The 21,220-nt window shown below is 54.3% G+C and carries 20 protein-coding genes and 1 pseudogene; 8 read left to right on the forward strand and 13 right to left on the reverse strand.

All coding sequences use genetic code 11. The features are described 5' to 3' along the window. Positions 1 to 2 precede the first annotated feature (2 nt). From RGW60_RS18440 to RGW60_RS18455, 4 genes are all read right to left on the reverse strand, one after another. Complete coding sequence (locus RGW60_RS18440) at positions 3 to 167, reverse strand: DUF1328 domain-containing protein (protein ID WP_322166912.1); 165 nt, start codon at positions 165 to 167, stop codon at positions 3 to 5. Positions 168 to 233: 66 nt separating this feature from the next. Beyond that, positions 234 to 515 (reverse strand): hypothetical protein, encoded by a 282-nt coding sequence (locus tag RGW60_RS18445; protein WP_322205922.1) that lies wholly within the window; start codon positions 513 to 515, stop codon positions 234 to 236. A gap of 227 nt (positions 516 to 742) precedes the next feature. Further along, entirely contained in the window at positions 743 to 1,177 is a 435-nt protein-coding gene (locus RGW60_RS18450) for a PA2169 family four-helix-bundle protein (RefSeq protein WP_322205923.1), read from the reverse strand. A 59-nt stretch (positions 1,178 to 1,236) separates the two neighbouring features. After that, positions 1,237 to 2,085 carry a BON domain-containing protein gene (locus RGW60_RS18455; protein ID WP_322205924.1) on the reverse strand — a complete coding sequence of 283 codons (849 nt, stop codon included), beginning with the start codon at positions 2,083 to 2,085 and terminating at the stop codon, positions 1,237 to 1,239. A gap of 229 nt (positions 2,086 to 2,314) precedes the next feature. Here RGW60_RS18455 and algB point away from each other — a divergent pair, with 229 nt between their 5' ends. Then, on the forward strand, positions 2,315 to 3,661 hold the full coding sequence (gene algB, locus RGW60_RS18460) for a sigma-54-dependent response regulator transcription factor AlgB (protein WP_322205925.1): 1,347 nt from the start codon (positions 2,315 to 2,317) through the stop codon (positions 3,659 to 3,661). 10 nt (positions 3,662 to 3,671) lie between these two features. Continuing rightward, positions 3,672 to 5,459 carry a KinB sensor domain-containing domain gene (locus RGW60_RS18465; RefSeq protein WP_322205926.1) on the forward strand — a complete coding sequence of 596 codons (1,788 nt, stop codon included), beginning with the start codon at positions 3,672 to 3,674 and terminating at the stop codon, positions 5,457 to 5,459. Between the two features lie 46 nt (positions 5,460 to 5,505). Here RGW60_RS18465 and RGW60_RS18470 read toward each other — a convergent pair whose 3' ends face one another. The 7 genes and pseudogenes from RGW60_RS18470 to RGW60_RS18500 form a co-directional block, all read right to left on the reverse strand. After that, the gene (locus RGW60_RS18470) at positions 5,506 to 7,125 is read right to left on the reverse strand and encodes an EAL domain-containing protein (protein ID WP_322205927.1); all 1,620 of its coding nucleotides are present in this window, start codon (positions 7,123 to 7,125) and stop codon (positions 5,506 to 5,508) included. A gap of 77 nt (positions 7,126 to 7,202) precedes the next feature. Further along, positions 7,203 to 7,985 (reverse strand): N-acetylmuramoyl-L-alanine amidase, encoded by a 783-nt coding sequence (locus RGW60_RS18475; RefSeq protein ID WP_322205928.1) that lies wholly within the window; start codon positions 7,983 to 7,985, stop codon positions 7,203 to 7,205. 107 nt (positions 7,986 to 8,092) lie between these two features. Continuing rightward, complete coding sequence (locus RGW60_RS18480; protein WP_322205929.1) at positions 8,093 to 10,111, reverse strand: diguanylate cyclase; 2,019 nt, start codon at positions 10,109 to 10,111, stop codon at positions 8,093 to 8,095. Then, the gene (locus RGW60_RS18485; protein ID WP_322205930.1) at positions 10,108 to 10,986 is read right to left on the reverse strand and encodes an endonuclease/exonuclease/phosphatase family protein; all 879 of its coding nucleotides are present in this window, start codon (positions 10,984 to 10,986) and stop codon (positions 10,108 to 10,110) included. Before RGW60_RS18485 ends, RGW60_RS18480 begins: the two co-directional genes overlap by 4 nt. Positions 10,987 to 10,997: 11 nt before the next feature. Next, the gene (locus tag RGW60_RS18490; RefSeq protein ID WP_322205931.1) at positions 10,998 to 11,639 is read right to left on the reverse strand and encodes a thiol:disulfide interchange protein DsbA/DsbL; all 642 of its coding nucleotides are present in this window, start codon (positions 11,637 to 11,639) and stop codon (positions 10,998 to 11,000) included. 199 nt (positions 11,640 to 11,838) lie between these two features. Then, entirely contained in the window at positions 11,839 to 12,453 is a 615-nt protein-coding gene (locus RGW60_RS18495; RefSeq protein ID WP_322205932.1) for a c-type cytochrome, read from the reverse strand. A gap of 46 nt (positions 12,454 to 12,499) precedes the next feature. After that, positions 12,500 to 12,790: pseudogene (locus RGW60_RS18500) on the reverse strand (c-type cytochrome). Positions 12,791 to 12,980: 190 nt separating this feature from the next. On the opposite strand from RGW60_RS18500, the gene yihA reads away from it, so the two are divergent. Continuing rightward, complete coding sequence (yihA, locus tag RGW60_RS18505; RefSeq protein ID WP_322205933.1) at positions 12,981 to 13,622, forward strand: ribosome biogenesis GTP-binding protein YihA/YsxC; 642 nt, start codon at positions 12,981 to 12,983, stop codon at positions 13,620 to 13,622. 280 nt (positions 13,623 to 13,902) lie between these two features. Here the strand turns inward: yihA and polA are convergent, their stop codons facing one another. Next, the gene (gene polA, locus RGW60_RS18510; RefSeq protein WP_322205934.1) at positions 13,903 to 16,665 is read right to left on the reverse strand and encodes a DNA polymerase I; all 2,763 of its coding nucleotides are present in this window, start codon (positions 16,663 to 16,665) and stop codon (positions 13,903 to 13,905) included. 74 nt (positions 16,666 to 16,739) lie between these two features. On the opposite strand from polA, the gene RGW60_RS18515 reads away from it, so the two are divergent. Beyond that, a complete protein-coding gene (locus RGW60_RS18515) occupies positions 16,740 to 17,027 on the forward strand; it encodes a DUF2782 domain-containing protein (protein WP_322205935.1) in 288 nt (95 codons plus the stop codon). A gap of 37 nt (positions 17,028 to 17,064) precedes the next feature. Then, positions 17,065 to 18,015, forward strand: a complete 951-nt coding sequence (locus RGW60_RS18520) for a homoserine kinase (RefSeq protein WP_322205936.1) — start codon at positions 17,065 to 17,067, stop codon at positions 18,013 to 18,015. A 102-nt stretch (positions 18,016 to 18,117) separates the two neighbouring features. Here RGW60_RS18520 and RGW60_RS18525 read toward each other — a convergent pair whose 3' ends face one another. Next, positions 18,118 to 19,041 (reverse strand): zinc ABC transporter substrate-binding protein, encoded by a 924-nt coding sequence (locus RGW60_RS18525; protein ID WP_322205937.1) that lies wholly within the window; start codon positions 19,039 to 19,041, stop codon positions 18,118 to 18,120. A gap of 66 nt (positions 19,042 to 19,107) precedes the next feature. Here RGW60_RS18525 and RGW60_RS18530 point away from each other — a divergent pair, with 66 nt between their 5' ends. Genes RGW60_RS18530 through znuB form a run of 3 tightly spaced genes read left to right on the forward strand, consistent with a single transcriptional unit; the run spans position 19,108 to position 21,156 of the window. Beyond that, positions 19,108 to 19,590 (forward strand): Fur family transcriptional regulator, encoded by a 483-nt coding sequence (locus RGW60_RS18530; protein WP_322205938.1) that lies wholly within the window; start codon positions 19,108 to 19,110, stop codon positions 19,588 to 19,590. Then, positions 19,590 to 20,381: a zinc ABC transporter ATP-binding protein ZnuC gene (gene znuC, locus RGW60_RS18535; RefSeq protein ID WP_322205939.1), complete on the forward strand. Its 792-nt coding sequence runs from the start codon at positions 19,590 to 19,592 to the stop codon at positions 20,379 to 20,381. Before RGW60_RS18530 ends, znuC begins: the two co-directional genes overlap by 1 nt. Next, positions 20,374 to 21,156 carry a zinc ABC transporter permease subunit ZnuB gene (gene znuB / locus RGW60_RS18540; RefSeq protein WP_322205940.1) on the forward strand — a complete coding sequence of 261 codons (783 nt, stop codon included), beginning with the start codon at positions 20,374 to 20,376 and terminating at the stop codon, positions 21,154 to 21,156. Before znuC ends, znuB begins: the two co-directional genes overlap by 8 nt. Positions 21,157 to 21,220 lie beyond the last annotated feature (64 nt).

The following is a 21,220-nucleotide window of genomic DNA, read 5'->3' on the forward strand; positions in this document are numbered from 1 at the left end:
TTTCAACCTCGACCGCGGCGGCCGAAGATGAACGAAGCTACAAACAACACCAGGAATACAACGAATAGGATCTTCGCGATACCCGTCGCAGTGCCAGCGATGCCACCAAAGCCCAAAACAGCGGCGACGATCGCAATAATCAGGAATGTAACAGCCCAACTCAACATAATGACTCTCCTTTTCTTTAGTATCTTTAGTTTTTTCGGGTAATTCGTTATCTCAATCGAACTTATTTAAAACACCCACGTTTGCGCATGAACCTTTTCATCAGGAAGTGCGGCCGCTTGTTCGGCGCGCAGTCGAATTGAGTTTTCTCCGGAAAAAAGCGTGCGCACAGAGGGGTAAGACTTAGAAATGGATATCCGCTGAGTTACATGTAGTGCGTCATGATGAGTGTCCCAACGCTGAACCTGCTGACCAACAACTAAAGTGAGGAAAATGACGAAGCTAGTAAACAACCCCTGCTGGGTATGCGCAGGCGAAATACGCAGTTGAGCGATACGCTGACGAATCATCCTGAATCTCCTCCACTGGAGTAGCTGCTCTTATTTTGTAATACAAAACGTATGGCTCATTCTATATTGAGACTATTGCACTCTGTGTGCCAGTGTCGATTTTAAATTTTCAATATATAAATCAATGACTTACTGTAATAACTCAAACGGGTCGGCAAGCATCTTGCACGATGTCATAACTGGCATCGTGCGTTATGCACGACCGTCGACCACTACTAACGTTGGCGTTAATGCGAATCGCGTTTCAAGTTACGCATCCGATCATGCGCAGCCCGTACTTGCGGCAGTTTTTCAGCAGCGACCGCCTTAACTTTAGGGTCTTCGCTTTGAAGTGCGTCTTCAAACGCGTGCAGAATGCGGTCCTCTGCTTCCTCCAACTGCTCTATGTACGTGTAGCTCTCATCGCTAGATAAAGTGGCTTTAGTGTCAGCGTATATCTGGCGTATCTTGCCGAGCATGGTTCCCCCATCAGCGGGCTTTTCGTTCTCAGTCACAACGTCTACAGAAAGCGCTCTGATCACTTCATTTTTTGCGTGGGCCATGTCTAGGAATAGCGCCTTGAAACGCGGATCTTTGACTTCATCGGCGGCATGCTCATAAAAACGCTGGCCGTCACGGATGATTTCAATTAACTCGTTAAGTTTTGTATGTGTCTCGCTCATGGTGATTCTCCGCTAGTAAGTACAAAGGACCGCTTGGATTCAGATTTAAGTGCACCGATTTATCCCGCCGTAGCGGTTACGACCTTCAAGGCATCTGCGTCTACGCCCCGGACGCCTCGGATGTTCCGGGCGATCTCTATTGCCAGTTGTTTTGCAGCGTAATTGGCGACGACGCCGTCGAGGCTCACCATCCCACTTCTGGTGTCGACCTTGATATTGATGCCATCAAGGTTACGACTGTATATAAGGCTGGATTTCACCTTGCTGGTGATCCACAAATCACTGATTGCCTCTCCCGCATTGTTCATACCAAGCGGAACCTTAGGTGCCGACGGATCAGTGGCGGTAAGGCTGATAAGGTTATTCACTTCTGTTACCCCATCTGTATTGCTGGCCAAGCTACCGGCAAGCAATTTGGCTTCAGCACTTTGTGCCTGCCCCTTAAGCGTGACTACACCGGCTTTGCTGTCGACTTGAATATTCAGAGCCTCAGTCACGCTGTTCCAAAGCAACTTTGATTTCACCGTGGCAGACAACGTGGCGTCTTCGAAATGCTGAGCAATCGTGGCTTTAGCTCCCGGTTCAACCACGACCATAGGATCAACTTCCAATCGGTTGTTGACCTTCTCGATCCCGGCAACGTCCAGAGCTATCTGCTCAGCTAATTCCCGGTCGACCTTATTTTCGACTTTGCCTTCAAGCACAGCCGTGCCGCTATCAACGCTTACTTTTATTTTGAACGGACTTAAGTGCCGGTTAAGTGCAAATGCAGTCCATATCGAGCCTTCTTGACGTGCCTCAGTGACTTGACTGGCTAAATCTTTCTCTGCCGCCTGCGCGACCATTGGCGTTAACCCAACCATCGCGCTTGTCGCAGTGACCAGCGCAATTTTTTTAAGCAAGTGCATAAGGCCATTCTCCATCCGACAGCCACCAGGACTTTTTACGAAAGCGATGCACGATTCGCAAGCGTCATGCCAGTACCGGTCGCAGCTAAAAATTCATAAATATCAAATTGATAACGATGAGGGTATTACAGGGCTACCATGCAAGGCGCGGAATGAATCAGAATTGACCATGCAACTTGCCCGAAATTTCCGGGACTAACTCAGATCATTCATAACGGAGCGTAGGAATATGGACACAGCCACTGATCATCAGGGCCGTATTCTTTTAGTGGATGACGAATCCGCGATCCTTCGCACCTTCCGCTATTGCCTGGAAGATGAGGGCTATACCGTTGCAACCGCTAACAGTGCCGCCCAGGCAGAAACGCTGCTTCAGCGTCAGGTATTCGACCTTTGCTTTCTTGATTTACGCTTGGGCGAAGACAACGGCCTCGATGTTCTAGCGCAAATGCGGGTTCAGGCACCCTGGATGCGGGTTGTAATAGTCACAGCTCACTCGGCCGTTGATACCGCTGTGGATGCGATTCAGGCGGGGGCCGCTGACTATTTGGTCAAGCCGTGCAGTCCGGATCAATTGCGCCTGGCAACCGCCAAGCAGCTGGAAGTTCGTCAATTGTCGGCGCGCCTAGAGGCGTTGGAAGGGGAGGTCCGCAAACCTAAAGATGGTTTGGACTCCCACAGCCCCTCGATGATGGCCGTTTTGGAAACAGCCCGTCAGGTTGCCAATACGGACGCAAACATTCTGATTCTCGGCGAATCAGGTACCGGTAAAGGCGAGCTGGCTCGGGCAATCCATGGTTGGAGCAAGCGCGCCAAAAAATCTTGTGTGACGATTAACTGCCCGTCGTTGACAGCTGAGCTGATGGAAAGCGAGTTATTTGGCCACAGTCGTGGGGCATTCACAGGGGCCAGCGAAAGCACCCTTGGTCGCGTAAATCAGGCCGACGCAGGTACCCTTTTTCTGGATGAAATAGGTGATTTTCCGCTGACATTGCAGCCCAAGCTTTTGCGTTTTATTCAGGATAAGGAGTATGAACGAGTTGGCGACCCTGTGACCCGCCGCGCCGACGTTCGTATTCTCGCTGCCACTAACTTGAACCTCGAAGACATGGTACGTGATGGCCGTTTTCGCGAAGACCTTTTGTATCGCTTGAACGTTATCACCTTGCACTTGCCACCGCTGCGTGAGCGCAGCGAAGACATCCTCACGTTGGCAGATCGTTTTCTTGCCCGTTTCGTCAAGGAATATGCACGTCCCACCCGTGGATTTAGCGAAGATGCTCGATCAGCGCTGCTCAACTATCGATGGCCCGGAAACATCCGTGAACTGCGCAACGTGATAGAGCGTGCCAGCATTATTTGCCCTCAAGAGCGGGTCGAAATAAGCCATCTGGGAATGGCTGAACAGCCGACCAACAACGCGCCCCGAGTAGGCGCGGCGATGAGTTTGGACGAACTGGAAAAGGCACACATCGGAGCTGTCTTAGCCACCAGTGATACCCTTGACCAGGCGGCGAAGACGCTGGGTATCGACGCCTCAACGCTTTACCGCAAACGCAAGCAATACAACTTATGAACGGCGACTTATGAAGCTGGCCATGAAGTTGCGTACTCGCCTGTTCCTGAGCATTTCAGCGCTAATGACCGTCGCCTTGCTGGGACTGTTACTTGGACTGGTCAGCGTCATGCAGATGGCCAAATCCCAAGAGTCCTTGATTCAACACAACTTCATATCCTTAGACTTAAGCATGAAGTTACGTCAGAACTTGGGCGATCAGCTGATATTGATGCTCGAGACGCCCCCAGACCGGAAGGCTATCGGCCATACGCAGCAAGAGTTCCAGGATCTGCTGGCCCAAGGCATTGAATACGACGCACAAGACCATGTGCAAGACGGCTTTGTCCACGCGCGTGCCGATTATCAACAGTTTTTGTACGACTTCGATCAGCTCCAAGCACAACCCGCGACGCTGCATGACAACCTCATGCTAACGAACAGCTTCAAGGCGTTGCGCGGCACCTTGATCAGCGCGCATAAACAGGCGCTGGACAATATCAGCCGCACACAAAATACGGCTCGGGAACGAGCATTGTGGGTCGCGGGCTTGTTGGGTTTGGTGGGCATCGCGGTTCTGTGCATTGGGTTTATCACTGCCCATGGCATTGCCCGGCGCTTCGGCGCTCCCATCGAAGCGTTGGCCAAAGCCGCCGACAAGATTGGCCAAGGAAATTTCGAGGTCACGCTTCCGATTTCTTCGGCTGCGGAAATGAACTTGCTAACCCGCCGATTCGGAATCATGGCGCAAGCACTGCGCCAACATCAGGCAACCAATATCGACGAGCTACTTGCAGGCCAGCAGAAGCTGCAAGCGGTACTGGACAGCATTGACGACGGCCTGCTGATGATCGACCGGCAAGGTCGTTTGGAGCACCTTAACCCGGTAGCACAGCGCCAACTGGGGTGGGATGAAAATCGCCTCGGGCAGGGGCTGGGCGAAGCGTTGCAGCGCCCGGAACTGGATGAACAGCTGTATCTGACCCTTCGTGGTGCCAACCTTGAACGGGCGCCTGAAGACCTCGCCATTGAGGTGGATGGTGAGTCAAGGCTGCTGACCTACAGCCTGACACCCGTCAGTCATACCAGGGGCAATATCCTGGGTGCGGTGATGGTATTACATGACGTGACAGAGCAGCGTGCGTTCGAGCGGGTCAGAAGCGAGTTTGTGCTGCGTGCCTCACACGAACTCCGAACGCCTGTGACCGGCATGCACATGGCGTTCGGCCTGCTGCAGGAACGTTTGCATTTTCCGTCTGACTCCCGCGAAGCGGACCTGCTCAACACCGTCAATGAAGAAATGCAGCGCTTGATGCAGTTGATCAACGACTTGCTGAATTTTTCCCGCTACCAGAATGGTTTGCAAAAACTTAGCTTGGCGCCCTGTGCCATCGAAAATTTACTCGCGCAGGCCCGCGAACGTTTCAACCAACAAGCCGATGATCAAAATACCGTGTTGCTTGTAGAAATACAGGAACCCTTGCCACTCTTGCACGCTGATCAGGCGCAGCTGGAGCGGGTGCTAGATAACTTGTTGGATAACGCTTTGCGTCATACGCCGGAGAACGGACTCATCCGCTTGCAGGCCCGTCGCCATGGCGAGCGGGTAATCGTCAGCGTGGAAGACAACGGGGAAGGAATCGCTTACGGGCAACAGGGCCGAATTTTCGAGCCATTCGTTCAAGTCGGGCGCAAAAAGGGCGGCGCAGGGTTAGGTCTGGCACTGTGTAAGGAAATCGTGCAACTTCACGGTGGTCGGATGGGTGTTTATTCGCGACCGGGGCAGGGCACGCAGTTTTATATGGCGTTGCCGCTTTAAGCAGATTTTCCGGAAGGGTAGGCTTGCTCGCGAATAAGCTGACGCATCAGGCTTCATCATCATTGCGGCGACTTATCGTACGTCTACCTCCTGTAACCAATTCCGTCAGCTTCGTCGCAGTCAAGGGTCGGGCAAACAACCAGCCTTGACCGTAGTTCACCCCCTCACTGCTGAGCAGTACGGCTTGCGCTTCATATTCGATCCCTTCGGCAATAACCCTTAATTCCAGCGCATGGGCCATGCGAATGATGTGTGGTGCCACACCGCTGCTTGCCGCATCGTGCCCCAGCGCATCGATAAATGCCTTGTCGATCTTCAAGCAGTCAACCGGCAAGGTTTGCAGATAAGCAAGACTGCAATATCCAGTACCAAAATCGTCGATCAACACCTGATGACCCACATCGCGCAGTGCTTGCAGATGATTGCGCGCGACTACCACGTCGATAAGGCCACGTTCGGTCACCTCAAAGGCTATTTGGCTAGGAGACACACGATGCTGAGCTAGCAATCTCGCAGTCACCCGACCGATGCGAGGTGCCATGACGTCACAAGCCGCCAGGTTTACGGAAATATAAAGGTGTGGGTTAGCGCGCAGCAGGTGGCCTAATTGTTCCAACAACTGCTGAAGCACGAAGTCTGTGATTTGGCGTATTTGTCCGGTGTTTTCCGCCAGCGGGATGAACAAATCGGGACTGGTCAGGCTGCCATCTTGGCGTCGCCATCGCACCAGTGCTTCGGCACCAACACAACGGCGACTTTTTAGGTCGAAGATCGGTTGGTACAACACCTGTAACTCACCACGGCGCAATGCCCCCTGAAGCTCACCCCCCAGCGATTGGCGTTCACGCATCAATTTATGCACCAATATGCCAACGCAAAACGCAATAAGTAAACTGGCGGGGGCGAGAAACCACCAAGCGCCGCCCCACTGCTGTCCGAGCGAAGCCCGCGGGGTAATAAGCACTAACTGATACTCAGGGCTCTGTGTGGGCATGCGATAAATCAGCTGTGTAGGCGTCGTGACCAGGGTTTCCGCGGTGATTGATGACCAGTCCGGTGTGGGAGGCCACAGTTGGGAGGGGCCTAAAACAGGGATGGCCCTGGCCCCGTTGTCTAGTACCACCAACAAGCTGCCACCCTCAGGCAAATCAACCACATCGGTCAGGTGTCCACGAGACGTCGACACCCGAAAGTCACCTCGCCCCAGCATTAACGCCGCCAGATTGTCGTCCGGCTGTGCCGAAGTATTGAGCCAATAGTCGTAAGTCGGCCCGCGAATATCAGGGGGACGCGGGCGGTTGAGTTCAGTCCGGTGCGGCCAATTGGAGCACGGTTGATCATTACCACCCACGAAGGCCGCTTCATATATGAATCGATAGCTGACGCTAACCTGTCGCAATATTTCCAGCATCTGCGGTTCGCAGGAACGTAAGGGCTGTGCTTCCAGTTGATCAAGACCTTCACGCAACTGTCCAAACAACTGCTCCAGACGTACCAGAAAGCGGTCACCCCGGGCATTCATCTGCTCCCTTTCGTCTTGCCGAGCCTCATTCAGAGTCAAACTGAAGCTACCCCCCAGCAAAAGGGCAGCACTAAGCATTGCCGCAAGCAAAGCAAGCAGCCAAGGACGAGAGCTCGCTATGCGTGCTGCAGCCGTGGACATCATTGGTTATCCGGAGAATACCAATGAGGTATAGCAACAAGTTAGAAAAATGCCCGTCAAATCAGAAAGTCGAAGCGTATTTAGTTGTGATGGTTTAACACTTGGAGAATAGCTGCGCTTTGCACATCCGGCTGTCCATCGAAGCGCTCGGGTCGATAATGCATCTGAAATGCAGCAACGACGCGACGGGTGGCCGTGTCGAGCTCTCCGGTTTGAGGGGTCGCGTAGCCTAACTGAGCCAATTGCTGTTGGAACCAACTGACGCTCGGCAAATTATTCATCATGAATGCTTGGCGTTGCGCGACATCCTGAGCATTCGGCCAAATCCCTAACCCTTCATCTGCCAGGCGTTTCCATGGAAATAAAGGACCGGGATCAAGTTTGCGCTGCGGTGCGATATCGCTGTGACCAATGACGTGTCTGGGGTCAATGTGATTGCGCTTGACAATATCCTTGAGCAATAAGGTTAAAGCCTGGATCTGCCCTTCACTGTAGGGGTACCAGACGCGCCCAGCGGGCAAGTCACGATAGCCAGGGTTGACGATTTCGATACCGATGGAGCTGGAGTTGAGCCACGTACGGCCTTCCCATTCACTTTCACCGGCATGCCAGGCACGGAGGTTTTCATCAACCAGCTTGTAGACCACTGGATACTGCTGGTCGCCAATCAAGTAATGGCTGCTGACCTCTCCATGAGTCAATAACGCCAGGGAGCGCTCCAACGGCGCGGTCGTGTAGTGCACGATGACGTACTGGGCCCGGCTGTCGAAATTAGCTGATGGATGATTGGTGTCGAGCCTTAACCCATTACTGCTACATGCGGTCAGGAGAAGGAGCATTACCAACGAGGAAAGCAATTTCATGGCAGGTCAAAACACCTAGGAACGTGACGCCATAGCATAACGGAATGCAGAGGAAGCGCTGCGCTAAAGCCAGAATTGAAATATCCGCTCATCCAATCGATTCGATCTCAGCCTTGTTCGATCCGATTCCGACCTTCATTTTTGGCTCGATACAAAGCCTGGTCCGCCCGATGGATGACCGACTCACTGCGTTCACCGACTCGAAAAGCAGTGATCCCCATCGACAACGTGATAGTGACCGGCTCGCCCTTGAAGTGGAATGGACATGCCTCAACCGCCATACGCAGCTTATTCAGAAGCGCCATTCCCTCAATCATGGACGTTTCAGGGATAAGCAGGACGAACTCCTCTCCGCCAAATCGAGCGATAAAATCGCCCGGGCGTAGGCGTTTGCGCAATTCAGTGCCAATGATTTTGAGTACCTTGTCGCCTGCAAGGTGCCCGTAGTTGTCGTTGATTCTCTTGAAATGATCAAGGTCAAGCATGCTCAACAACAGGTTATTTCCGTTTTTTTGCCACAGATCGACTTCATGTTCCAGTCGCTCACTCCATGCCGCACGATTAGGTAACGTCGTCAGCGGGTCGACCAACGCTTTTTGACGCTGTTCTTCGAGGTGGACCCGAAATCCTTGAGCTTCTTGCTCCATAGTCGCCACCCGTGTTGCCAAGCCTTGTAAGCGTAACGCAACCTCTTGTTCGCGCTCATCGTGGTGCCGTTGATGCTGATCCATAGTGCCGAGCAACCCTTCAAGGCGGGTTTCCAACACCTGCTTAAGGCTGGTCAAGTCAGTGGCTTCTTGCAGGCTGCTTTGCAAGCCATCGACTTGTTCGCGCAATTCACTCTGCATACCCCGCGCCGCGCAGCGGCCATCAGCGTGGTTATCACTGACGGCTTGCAGGTTATTCTGGAAGGACTCCAACCGCTCATTGAGCTGTTTGAGATACACCTCGAAATCGCGCTGGCCACTGTCGTTGATTGCCAGCATTAACACGGCGAGATCATCGAGAATCGGCAGCAGTTCGTACCAGTTCAGCCCCTTTTCCAAGCGAGCCCGCATTGCTATCGCCTGAGGACGATGGTGCTCGGGCAGTGTTAACTCATCAAGCAGGCCCAACAGCGTTTCTTCGATGTGAATCGCGACCGAGCTGTAACTGGGCTCAGGGGAGGAGGGTAAATCGTAGGTCGTATCTGGTTCTATAACGGTGTGATCCAGGTCGGATGATGTCTCCAGCGTGACCTCTCGCAGCTGTTCTTCGGACGGTGGACTCGGCGCCGCTTTTTCTGATCGGGCTTCTGACAATACAGCTAGCGGTTTGATCGGCTCCGACACTGTGGAGGACACTTCAGTGACCTGAATATCAACGGAGGCAGGTGTTTCAGTAAACACTAGCGGATCTTCGACGGCGGCGGAATGCGCAGCCGTTAAAATTAGATCCGGTGCTGGTGCAGGGGTTGGGAGTAGCGCAACGACAATCTTGGGCTCGACTGGAGTTCGGATAGATTGAGGCGCTTCGACGACGCCCGATTCCAAAACAGGCGTTGAAGCAGCCTCCACGAACGCGTCTGACATCACCTCCGCGCCTGTATTTGCAGCTTCGCGCCCGCCGAACAGTCGCTGCAAAAGCCCTGGCCGAGTTGACTCGTCAGCATCAGCATGCTCTAGAACGGTCAGGGCCTTGCCTTGCAAACCGCTTAACTCATCGAGCAGTAGCGGCAGTTCCCGCGCTTGAGAAACCCGATCATCCAACTGCTTGGCAAATGCCTTGAGCGGACGGCTGACTTCACGTGGTAACGGCAGGCGTTGCAGCTGACTAACTAATGCGTTCAATGCCGTGCCCATCTGCCCGACCCGGGTCTCCCGACGCTGCTCCGAGTCGAGTACGGCTTTTTCCAAACGCGGGATCAGGGCTGCAAGGCCTGCGTCCATGTCATCACGGCGGACGATTTCACGCATTTCCTTCATGCACTGGTCGACCGCTCGATCAGTGCCCTCAGCCGCTAGACTGCTGCGCACCAGACCTCGACGCAACAGGTCAAGCCGAGCGTTCCAGCGAATCTGAAGCTTGTCTTGTTGCTCAATGTTTTTTAGGTACTTTTCTTTCCAGCGCGCAGCTTCGTCGCTCATGCGAGGGTTCCGCGAGGAGGCGTGCCGAGAACAGGCAGCGCATCTGAATTCAAAAAGTCCGGCAACCGAATCTCTACCGCTACGGGTAAATGATCAGAGATGGGCTGAGCTAAAACCTGCACCCGCTCAAGAGTCAGGGTAGGACTAAGTAAAATATGATCAAGACAACGTTGTGGGCGCCAGCTTGGGAAGGTTGCCTCAATCTGCGGCGCTAGGAGCCCAAGGTCTCGCAGCGGAGAGCTCTCAAGCAAGTCAATAGCATGAGTGTTCATGTCACCCATCAGCACTTGGTGGTGATAATCACCAATCAGGTCACGAATATAAGACAACTGGAGGTTACGCACGCGCGCACCTAAAGCAAGGTGCATCATCACCACCACCAACGCCTCAGGCCCTTCCCCGAAACGGACAAGTATCGCGCCGCGCCCAGCAGGCCCCGGCAACGGATGATCCTCAATTGCCCACGGCCGCAAGCGGCTGAGTACGCCATTGCTGTGCTGGCCAAACCGACCGAGATTGCGGTTGAGTTGTTGATACCAATACGGGAACGCACCTAGTTGGGCAAGGTGCTCGACTTGATTGACGTAACCGGAGCGCAGGCTGCCGCCATCGGCTTCTTGTAACGCAACGAGATCGAAGTCGCCCAACAGACCACCGATTTTTTGCAGGTTGCCCGCCCGCCCGGTGTGAGGCAGCAGATGCTGCCACCCACGGGTCAAATAATGCCGGTATCGCTCGGTGCTGATGCCAACCTGTATGTTGAAGCTGAGTAAGCGCAACCGACCATCGGCCGGTAAACCGCTTGCTTGAAGGTGGTGCTCGTTGATATTCGCATCAGGTCGCCCAACGACGCGCTCCGTTCTCCAGCGTCGCATGGCCGGCGCGCTTACTTGGCAGCGACAGAGGCGCGTTCTTTAGCGATCAGCTGATCGGCGACTTGAAGCGCCTGCTCAGGACCGCCAGCAGTGCCCAGGTCAAAGCGATACTTACCATTTACGATCATGGTTGGCACACCAGAAATCTCGTATTTCTTCGCCAGTTCTTTGTACTGGGCAATTTTGCCTTTCACTGCGAAGGAGTTGTAGGTCTCCAGGAACTTGGTTCTGTCGACGCCTTGGGTAGCCACGAAATCAGCCATGTCCTCTGGCTTGTCGAGGCGCTTGTGTTCTTTCTGAATGGCTTCGAATACTGCCGCGTGGACTTTGCTTTCTACACCCATGGTGTCGAGGGTAATAAACAACTGACCGTGAGCGTCCCACGGGCCGCCGAACATGGCTGGAATTCGGATGAAGTGAACATCAGCCGGCAGTTTTGCAACCCAAGGATTAATGACGGGCTCAAAGGCATAGCAGTGTGGGCAGCCATACCAGAACATTTCGACTACTTCGATTTTGCCCGGCACCGAGACAGGGACGGCGCTGCTCAGCTCGACATATTGTTTGCCCGCTTCAATTGGATCGGCAGCTTGGACAGACATTCCGAACAAGCTGGCGGCAACGAGAGCGGCGCCGAGAATCAGATTACGCATGCTTTACTCCTGGGCATTTTAAGTCGCCTTAACGCGACCTGTCTTTGACTCGGTCGGTCGGCTTGAGTTCGCTAGTGTAACGCTGGCAGGTGTGAAAAAGGGCAGCCGAAGCCACCCTTTTTGAACCCGCGTCCTTGCTTGAAAGCCTGAAAATCAATGCGACGCGTGAAAACCGATCGCAAAAACGATCAACTCACTGTTAATGCAGGCCTTCGATATAAGCGGATAATGCTGCAATGTCTTTGTTGCTGAGCTTCGAGGCTACGCTGCGCATCACCATCGTGTCGCCATCGTTAGTACGATCGCCTTCACGGAAGTTGGTCAACTGTTTTGTTACGTAGGCCGCATGCTGACCACCCAAGTGCGGGAAGCCGGCAGCAGGGTTACCCACGCCATTGGGCGAGTGGCAACCGGTACAGGCAGGCATGCCCTGATCCAGCTTTCCGCCACGGAACAAGGCTTCGCCTGCGGCAACCAGTTTCGGATCAGCTGCGCCGACGCTGCCTTTCTGACTGGAAAAATAAGCCGCGATATCCGCTAAGTCTTGGTCCTGCAAGTTGGTCAACAGACCGGTCATCTCCAAGACCGTTCGCTTACCCTCCTTGATGTCATGCAACTGTTTGATCAGGTAACGATTTCCCTGACCCGCCAATTTGGGAAAATTGGGCGCCATGCTATTGCCATCTGGACCATGACAAGCGCCACACACAGCAGCTTTTGCCTGACCAGCAGCAGCATCGCCCACTACAGCGGCAGCGTGGGCAATACCGGAGATGCCCAGGGTCAAGACCAGACTCGCGAGTAATTTGTTCATCAGCTATCCAACTACGGCTAAGGGTGAGAAAGTTATGTATCGAGAATTACTGGCTCATCCAATAGATGACAACGCGGTAATCCTCGCTACTGCAGTCCATGCACAATCCACGCGGCGGCATCGCCTTGAAACCCTGGGTCACATGCTGCACCAGCGCCTCCACGCCTTGCGACAGTCTAGGCGCCCAAGCTGTCCTGATCGCCGGGTTAAGGCGCCATTGGCAACTGGCCGACTGACAGGCCGCACAAGCACGGTTGTACACAGCTTCTGGTCCTGTGTAGCCTGAGTACTGAAGAACGGCATGAAGGAAACCGGTAACTAAGGGCCATTTCTTCAGAAAACGACTTGTTCAGGGTTGGGAACGTGCTGCGTTCTAATGCGCAATTCACTCAATCGTCCCCGTGAACTTCATCCTACGGTGGGACAAAGCGCACACAAAATCTACGGCATTATATACTGGCGCTACTGAAACGGAAACGACACTGCTTGCCGCGCCTCTGCCGGCACCCGCCCTCATCGGAAATATCATGCAATTCAAGAACCCCATCCTAGGCCTGTGCCAACAGGCTACCTTCATGCTCAGCGCCGCTAAAGTCGACCAATGCCCCGACGACGAAGGCTTCGAGGTGGCCTTTGCCGGGCGTTCCAACGCTGGCAAGTCGAGTGCGTTGAACACTCTTACCCATGCGAGCCTGGCCCGCACCTCGAAAACGCCCGGCCGTACCCAACTGCTAAACTTTTTCAATTTGGATGAAGAACGTCGCCTGGTCGACTTGCCCGGCTATGGTTACGCGAAGGTGCCTATCCCGCTGAAACTGCACTGGCAGCGCCATTTAGAAGCGTACTTGGGCAGCAGGGAAAGCCTTAAAGGTTTGATTTTGATGATGGATATCCGTCATCCCATGACAGATTTCGACCTGCTGATGCTTGATTGGTCCATCGCCAGCCACATGCCTATGCATATTTTGCTGACCAAAGCCGACAAACTGACCTATGGCGCAGCAAAAAATACTTTACTGAAGATTCAGGCAGAAATTCGCAAAGGCTGGGGCGAAGCAGTAAGCATCTCGCTGTTTTCAGCACCAAAACGCTTGGGTCTAGAGGAAGCCTATACGGTCTTGGCGGGCTGGATGGAGCTGGCGGACAAGGTCTCCGAGCCAGCGTCATAGGAATTACAGGCAAAAAAAACCCCGGGCTTCTATGGGGAGGAGGAAGTTCCGGGGTCCAAGGTCCAGACCTTTAGGGCGAGGTCTAGATATCTGCCAACACTTAACACAACATAGGAGCATCGAAGGGCTTCACCAGCCATTCCTAGTCTCTGAGTGCCAATTCACCGGTTTAGTTCCTTGGTGGTTAAAGCTGTTCGCGATAGAAATCGAAAATTCGAAGCATAAGCCGCCGATAGATAGCGTTGTTACTGCGACCTTAAGTCGCAGTAACAACGTTCGTTTAGTGAGCCTCATCCCAGTTGTTACCCACGCCAACCTCCACGAGCAGCGGTACGTCTAACGTTGCTGCGCCGCTCATGTAAGGACGAATCAGTTCGTTTACCTCTTCGACAAGATCTTCGCGCACTTCCAGAACCAACTCGTCATGCACCTGCAAGATAACCCGAGCATCGATTCCCGAGTCAGTCAGCCAACCATCCACAGCAATCATCGCCTTCTTGATGATATCGGCGGCAGTGCCTTGCATGGGCGCATTAATTGCAGTCCGTTCGGCACCCTTGCGAAGCGATTGATTCTTGGCATTGATATCGGGCAAATACAGTCGACGGCCGAACAAGGTTTCAACAAAACCCTGTTCTGCGGCCTGCGCCCGAGTGCGCTCCATATAGTCGAGCACGCCTGGGTAACGGGCGAAATAACGATCGATATAAGCTTGGGACTCTTTACGATCCACGCCAATCTGCTTAGCCAGACCAAAGGCACTCATGCCGTAGATCAAACCAAAGTTGATGGCCTTAGCCTTGCGACGCATGTCAATGCTAACGCTGTCCAGTTCGACACCAAATACCTCGGCGGCTGTCGCGCGGTGCACATCCAGGTCGTTGCGGAACGCGTGGAGCAAGCCTTCATCCTTGGCCAAATGGGCCATGATCCGCAGTTCAATCTGCGAATAGTCCGCCGCCAACAGCTTGTAGCCTTTGGGCGCAATAAAGGCCTGACGAATCCGGCGCCCTTCGGCGCTACGAATCGGAATGTTCTGCAGGTTAGGATCACTGGAGGACAAACGACCCGTCGCTGCCACGGCCTGATGGTACGACGTGTGAATCCGCCCGGTGCGCGGGTTTATCTGCTCGGGCAAACGGTCGGTGTAGGTGCTTTTCAGTTTGCTCATCGAGCGGTATTGCATCAGCACTTTAGGCAGCGGGAAATCCAGCTCGGCCAGTTCGGCCAAGACCGCCTCGGCCGTAGACGCCTGGCCCTTGGCAGTTTTGCTCAGAACAGGCAGCCCGAGCTTTTCATAGAGAATCACTCCCAACTGCTTGGGCGAACCCAGATTGAACTCCTCACCGGCAATCGCGAAAGCCTCACGCTCCAGCCCGGTCATCTTGTCGCCCAGCTCGACGCTCTGAATACCCAGTAACTTGGCATCGACCAAAGCACCCTGGCGTTCAATTCTCGCCAACACCGGCACCAGCGGCATTTCGATATCAGTCAGCACCGGCGCCAAACTTGGCGTCACCGCGAGTCGCTCCATCAAAGCGTGGTGCAAGCGCAGGGTCAGATCGGCGTCTTCGGCCGCAAACTGGGCGGCCTGCTCCAACGCAATCTGGTCAAAGCTCAGTTGCTTAACGCCTTTGCCGGCGATGTCTTGCAGGCTGATATTAGTGTGATTCAAATACTTGAGCGCTAAATTGTCTTTGTCATGGCGAGTGGCCGTTGAATCCAATACGTAGGATTCGAGCATGGTGTCAAACGCCAAGCCTCGAACCGTGATGCCTTGACTCTGATCACCATCCATCGCGCAGTTAGCGAGAATATTGATATCAAATTTGGCGTGCTGACCGACTTTGATTTTGCTCGCGTCCTCAAGTAATGGCTGGAGTGTGCGCAGCACCATGTCGCGATCCAGTTGCTGCGGCACGCCCATGTAAGAGTGGGTCAGCGGGACGTAGGCCGCCTCGTTGACCTTGACCGCAAACGAAATGCCGACCAGTTGTGCCCGCTGAGCGTCGAGCCCGTTGCTTTGAGTGACGAACGCGAAAAGCTTGGCGCCGTTTAGCTTTTTCATCCAGGTATCTAATTGATCCTGTTCGAGGATGGTCTCATAGCGTGTCGGAACGACCATTGGATCGTCGGATATAACAATCTCTTCGCCAGCGCGTTTCGCATCGCGCTGTAACTCTTCGATCCAGCTTTTGAATTCCAGCTCGGTGTATAACTCGACCAATTTTTCACGGTCAGGCTCACTGCAATGCAACGCATCTAGCTCAATATCCAACGGCACGTCGATTTTGATCGTCGCCAGCTCGTAGGACAGGAACGCCATGGTCTTGTGCTCTTCGAGCTTGATTGCCAGTGTTTTCGCACCGCGAATCGGCAGAGCCGCGACTTTTTCCAGATTCGCATAAACGTCGATTAATCCGCCGCCAATGCCCGCCAGCAGACCCACCGCAGTTTTCTCACCTACACCAGGTACGCCTGGGATGTTGTCGACTTTATCGCCCATCAGCGCAAGGTAATCGATGATGTGCTCAGGACCGACGCCGAACTTCTCCTTCACGCCAGCGATATCCAGCACGCTTCCAGTCATCGTGTTGACCAAGGTAATGTGCCCATCGACCAGCTGCGCCATGTCCTTATCGCCGGTCGAGATGATGACCGGACGATCAGCGGCCGCGCTGCTGCGGGCCAATGTACCGATGACGTCATCAGCCTCGACATTTTCAACACACAGTAACGGATAGCCCAAGCCCTTTACGCAAGCGTGAAGCAGATCAACCTGCACCCGAAGATCATCCGGCATGCTCGGGCGATTAGCTTTGTATTCGGCGTAGAGAGCGTCGCGAAACGTGCCGCCTTTGGCATCGAAAACCACAGCAAACGGGCTGTCGGGGTATTGCCGACGCAAACTTTTAAGCATATTAAGCACGCCTTTCACCGCCCCGGTAGGCAACCCCTTAGAGGTGGCGAGCGGAGGCAGCGCGTGAAAGGCGCGGTAGAGATAAGAAGAACCGTCCACCAGGACGAGGGGGGCTTGGCTCATGAGCAGGATCAACCTTTTCGACGGGGTCGGCGCTAGAATGCGAGGACCGTTGACGACAAAGGGACAAGGTTATCATGCGAACAACAAATCGCCTGTTGCTGGCCAGTCTGTTGCTACTCTGTCCGTTCGCGGTTAATGCGCAAGACGAAGCCCCTTCAGCGGAACCGGACATCACTATTCACACTGAAGGTGACAAAGTCATTCAAGAGTACCGACAAAATGGCTTCCTTTATGCGATCAAGATCACGCCGGCGCATGGCAAACCGTATTTTTTAGTCCGCGCCGATGGCACAGACGCCAACTTCATTCGTTCGGACCAACCGGACATGCTAATTCCCTCATGGGTGCTTTTCAGTTGGTAACGCCCCACATTCACTTAATTTGCTGGCAGTCTTGATCATGTCCGTGTTTACCCCCCTGGCTCGGCCCGAGCTGGAAACCTTTCTTGCCCCTTACGGCCTAGGCCGTTTGCGTGATTTTCAGGGCATTGCCGCTGGCAGCGAAAACAGCAATTTTTTCGTCAGCCTGGAACAGGGCGAGTTCGTTCTGACATTGGTGGAACGTGGTCCGATTCAGGATTTGCCGTTTTTCATCGAACTGCTCGATGTCCTGCACGACGCGAACTTGCCAGTGCCTTATGCCCTGCGCACCACTCAGGGCAGCGCATTGCGCGAGCTGGCGGGCAAACCGGCTCTGTTGCAGCCGCGCCTGGCGGGCAAACACATCAAAGAGCCGAACACTCAGCACTGCGTGCAGATTGGCGAATTGCTCGGGCATCTACACGTGGCCACCCGTGACCGAGTGCTAGAGCGCAAAACGGATCGGGGGCTAGACTGGATGCTGACTGAGGGCACAACCTTTTTGTCGCACCTGAACGAAATCCAGCGTGGACTGCTGCAATCGGCGCTGGAAGAAATCGAGCGTCTTAAGTCTCGTATTCTGGCTTTGCCGCGAGCCAACCTGCACGCAGACCTGTTTCGCGACAACGTACTGTTTGAAGGTACCCATCTGACAGGACTGATTGATTTCTACAACGCCTGCTCAGGCCCGATGCTTTATGACGTTGCGATTGCGCTGAACGACTGGTGCTCATTCCAAAACGGCCAGATCGACGGACCCCGGGCCCGCGCCATGCTCGGTGCCTACGTTGGCTTACGCCCCTTTACCGCTGGCGAAGCCGAACTGTGGCCGACGATGCTGCGCGTGGCCTGTGTTCGTTTCTGGCTGTCACGCTTGATCGCCGCAGAATCATTTGCCGGGCAAAATGTATTGATCCACGACCCAATGGAGTTCCAGCAACGATTGGCACAACGTCAGCATATTCATACACCGCTGCCGTTTGCGCTATAAAAGTTGACGCTCTTTGCTATCGAGCTTTTTAGTAACCCTGAACGGCACCCATAAACTGGACGACCATCTGCTTTTGGAGTGCCGTTACCGATCACGACTGCCTCACAGAGACTCCAGGCAACTGACCAAATCATTGCCGATTTTTTTCATCATCTGCTCGTAGCCCTGCGCGGTCGCAGGAGCGTAGCCTCCAAGACCATCGAGCTCAGCCAATTTTACGGGTAAGCCTGCCGACAGGGTTTCCGCGAGGCGCGGGCGTAGCGGAGGCTCGCTGAACACACACGTTTTGCCGACTTCAGTCAGTCTTGCACGCATTGCAGCGACGTGCTGAGCCCCTGGCTGCACTTCTTCGGCCACGCTCAATACACCCGCGTGCTTGATCCCGTAAGCGTCTTCGAAGTAATCGAATGCCTCGTGAAAAACAAAGAATGGCATGTTCACAACGCCAGCGACCCGGGACTTCAATTGCACATCCAATGCGTCGAGACGCGTGTCGAACGCCTTCAAGTTACTTTCATAACGTGCCGAGTGCGTGGGGTCCGCCACAGACAAATCGCTGGCCATCCGAGCCGCGATCACTCGCGCATTCACCGAGGACAACCACAGGTGAGCATCAAGGCTGCCCGGCCGGTGATCGTGATCGTGTTCTGCCGTGTCAGCAGCTTCATGAGATTGGCTATCAGCCGCGAAATGGCGCAGGTGCAGGCCTGGTAACGACTGAACGCTGATGGTCGGCAATGTGCGATTTTTCAGCACGCGAGGCAGGAAGCTCTCCATGTCTGGACCGATCCAATAAAGCAGATCAACGTCGCCCACCCGCCGTACATCGGACGGGCGGAGCGCGTAATTATGGGGTGATGCGCCCGGCGGCAGAAGCACTTCTGGCTTGCCTACACCGTCCTGAACGGCAGCAGCAATGAGCTGTAACGGCTTGATACTGGTCAATACCCGAACATCAGCGTTGGCAGAAGAAATCATCAGTACGCTGGCAGATAGAGCAACAACGATGACAAAAAGACGGGACACGAAAACCACCGAAAGAGACAGGAACAGGTAACATAATAACGTCTCTCACAAAAATCGTCCTCGCCCATGCCCAAAACCCCGCTTGCCAGTCGTCCCCACGATCACTCCCATTGCGTACACACTGCGCTTTCCGAGGCTGACACGCTGTGCGCGCGTAAAGGCTTACGCCTGACCGCCCTGCGTCGTCGTGTACTGGAGCTGGTCTGGCAAAGCCATAAACCGTTGGGTGCCTACGACATCCTGGCGGTGTTGAGTGAAGAAGATGGTCGTCGCGCCGCGCCCCCTACTGTGTACCGAGCTTTGGATTTTCTACTGGAAAACGGTCTCGTTCACCGGATTGCCTCGCTCAACTCATTCACCGGCTGCAACCATCCGACGCATGCGCATCAGGGCCAATTTCTGATTTGCCGCGAATGCAATGCGGCTATCGAACTCCAACATCCACTCATTACTCAAGCCGTAATCAGTGCAGCGACGGAAGTGGGTTTCACCGTTGAAGGGCAAACCATCGAAATTCTTGGAATTTGTGCAGGTTGCAAGGCCGCCTGATGAGCACTGCATTGATCCATATCGACCAGGTGAACGTCGCCTTCGCCGGGCAAAGTGTGCTGGAGAACATCCAGCTTAGTGTGGAGCCCGGACAAATTGTCACTTTGATCGGTCCCAACGGTGCTGGCAAAACCACGCTTGTGCGGGCCGTTTTGGGTTTGCTAAAGCCAGACTCCGGGACTGTTTGGCGAAAACCGAAATTGCGTGTCGGCTACATGCCACAAAAGCTTCATGTCGACCCCACACTGCCGTTATCGGTGCTGCGTTTTCTAAGGTTGGTGCCTGGTGTGGGCCGCCTTCGGGCACTGTCGGCACTCAATGAAGTTGGCGCTGAACGGGTGATCGACAGCCCGCTGCAGGGTATTTCCGGAGGTGAAATGCAACGGGTTCTGCTAGCCCGGGCCTTACTGCGCGAACCTGAATTGTTGGTTCTCGATGAACCGGTGCAAGGCGTCGACGTTGCAGGCCAAGCCGATCTGTACAGCCTGATTACCCGCCTGCGTGATCGTCATGGCTGCGGCGTGCTGATGGTGTCTCACGACCTGCATCTGGTGATGAGTACGACCGATCAAGTGGTTTGTCTGAACCGGCACGTGTGCTGTTCGGGCCACCCTGAACAGGTCAGTAACGATCCGGCCTTCGTTGAGCTATTTGGCACCAACGCGCAAAGTTTGGCTATTTATCACCACCATCACGATCACGCCCATGATTTGCACGGCGCGGTGGTCGATGACAGTGCAGCAGCGGCACAACCGACTCATCTCCACGGAGACAACTGCAAGCATGGCTGATTTTCTACTCTATGCCCTGTTGGCAGGTTTGGCTCTGGCGGTGGTCGCGGGCCCGTTGGGCTCGTTCGTGGTCTGGCGACGCATGGCGTATTTTGGCGACACCTTGTCCCACGCAGCCTTGCTCGGTGTGGCATTGGGTTTTTTGCTAAACATCAGCCCTGCTTTAGCGGTCACCGTCGGCTGCCTGCTATTGGCAATCTTGTTGGTGACGTTGCAACAACGCCAGCCGCTGGCATCCGACACGCTGTTAGGCATTCTCGCACCCAGTACGCTGTCCCTCGGACTGGTAGTACTAAGTTTCATGCACAACGTCCGCATCGATTTGATGGGTTACTTGTTCGGTGACTTGTTGGCGATCAGTCCAACTGACCTGGCGTGGATCCTGAGCGGCAGCGCTATGGTCCTGGGACTGATCATCGTGCTCTGGCGACCGTTATTGGCCATCACGGTGCATGAAGAGTTGGCAACCGTCGAAGGATTGCCCGTGGCAACACTGCGCCTGACCTTAATGCTGCTGATCGCGATCGTTATTGCGGTGGCGATGAAGATCGTCGGCGTTCTATTAATAACCTCTTTATTGATCATTCCAGCGGCTGCGGCACAACGTCACGCACGATCTCCCGAACAAATGGCCTTGGGCGCTAGTCTATTAGGTGTGGTTGCGGTGTGCTGCGGGCTGGCCCTGTCCTGGTTCAAGGACACTCCGGCCGGACCATCGATTGTGATCTGTGCCGCGGGGCTATTTTTACTCAGCTTCGTTTTGCCTAAGCGGTAGTGCCAGACCCACAAATGCGCTCACAATCGAACAGTTATTTTCGAGGCAAGGCACTTATGTGTAA

Source organism: Pseudomonas sp. AB6, from assembly GCF_034314105.1.
In the GTDB taxonomy this organism is placed as follows: domain Bacteria; phylum Pseudomonadota; class Gammaproteobacteria; order Pseudomonadales; family Pseudomonadaceae; genus Aquipseudomonas.

What these genes read in the sequence shown, in the direction of transcription:
- znuB (WP_322205940.1), top strand. Translation starts at nt 20,374, where the DNA reads ATGGCTGATTTTCTACTCTATGCCCTGTTGGCAGGTTTGGCTCTGGCG.
- polA (WP_322205934.1), bottom strand. Translation starts at nt 16,665, where the DNA reads ATGAGCCAAGCCCCCCTCGTCCTGGTGGACGGTTCTTCTTATCTCTAC.
- RGW60_RS18440 (WP_322166912.1), bottom strand. Translation starts at nt 167, where the DNA reads ATGTTGAGTTGGGCTGTTACATTCCTGATTATTGCGATCGTCGCCGCT.
- RGW60_RS18485 (WP_322205930.1), bottom strand. Translation starts at nt 10,986, where the DNA reads ATGCGACGCTGGAGAACGGAGCGCGTCGTTGGGCGACCTGATGCGAAT.
- RGW60_RS18530 (WP_322205938.1), top strand. Translation starts at nt 19,108, where the DNA reads ATGCCCAAAACCCCGCTTGCCAGTCGTCCCCACGATCACTCCCATTGC.
- RGW60_RS18445 (WP_322205922.1), bottom strand. Translation starts at nt 515, where the DNA reads ATGATTCGTCAGCGTATCGCTCAACTGCGTATTTCGCCTGCGCATACC.
- RGW60_RS18480 (WP_322205929.1), bottom strand. Translation starts at nt 10,111, where the DNA reads ATGAGCGACGAAGCTGCGCGCTGGAAAGAAAAGTACCTAAAAAACATT.
- znuC (WP_322205939.1), top strand. Translation starts at nt 19,590, where the DNA reads ATGAGCACTGCATTGATCCATATCGACCAGGTGAACGTCGCCTTCGCC.
- RGW60_RS18470 (WP_322205927.1), bottom strand. Translation starts at nt 7,125, where the DNA reads ATGATGTCCACGGCTGCAGCACGCATAGCGAGCTCTCGTCCTTGGCTG.
- RGW60_RS18450 (WP_322205923.1), bottom strand. Translation starts at nt 1,177, where the DNA reads ATGAGCGAGACACATACAAAACTTAACGAGTTAATTGAAATCATCCGT.
- RGW60_RS18520 (WP_322205936.1), top strand. Translation starts at nt 17,065, where the DNA reads ATGTCCGTGTTTACCCCCCTGGCTCGGCCCGAGCTGGAAACCTTTCTT.
- RGW60_RS18455 (WP_322205924.1), bottom strand. Translation starts at nt 2,085, where the DNA reads ATGCACTTGCTTAAAAAAATTGCGCTGGTCACTGCGACAAGCGCGATG.
- RGW60_RS18515 (WP_322205935.1), top strand. Translation starts at nt 16,740, where the DNA reads ATGCGAACAACAAATCGCCTGTTGCTGGCCAGTCTGTTGCTACTCTGT.
- RGW60_RS18490 (WP_322205931.1), bottom strand. Translation starts at nt 11,639, where the DNA reads ATGCGTAATCTGATTCTCGGCGCCGCTCTCGTTGCCGCCAGCTTGTTC.
- yihA (WP_322205933.1), top strand. Translation starts at nt 12,981, where the DNA reads ATGCAATTCAAGAACCCCATCCTAGGCCTGTGCCAACAGGCTACCTTC.
- algB (WP_322205925.1), top strand. Translation starts at nt 2,315, where the DNA reads ATGGACACAGCCACTGATCATCAGGGCCGTATTCTTTTAGTGGATGAC.
- RGW60_RS18475 (WP_322205928.1), bottom strand. Translation starts at nt 7,985, where the DNA reads ATGAAATTGCTTTCCTCGTTGGTAATGCTCCTTCTCCTGACCGCATGT.
- RGW60_RS18495 (WP_322205932.1), bottom strand. Translation starts at nt 12,453, where the DNA reads ATGAACAAATTACTCGCGAGTCTGGTCTTGACCCTGGGCATCTCCGGT.
- RGW60_RS18465 (WP_322205926.1), top strand. Translation starts at nt 3,672, where the DNA reads ATGAAGCTGGCCATGAAGTTGCGTACTCGCCTGTTCCTGAGCATTTCA.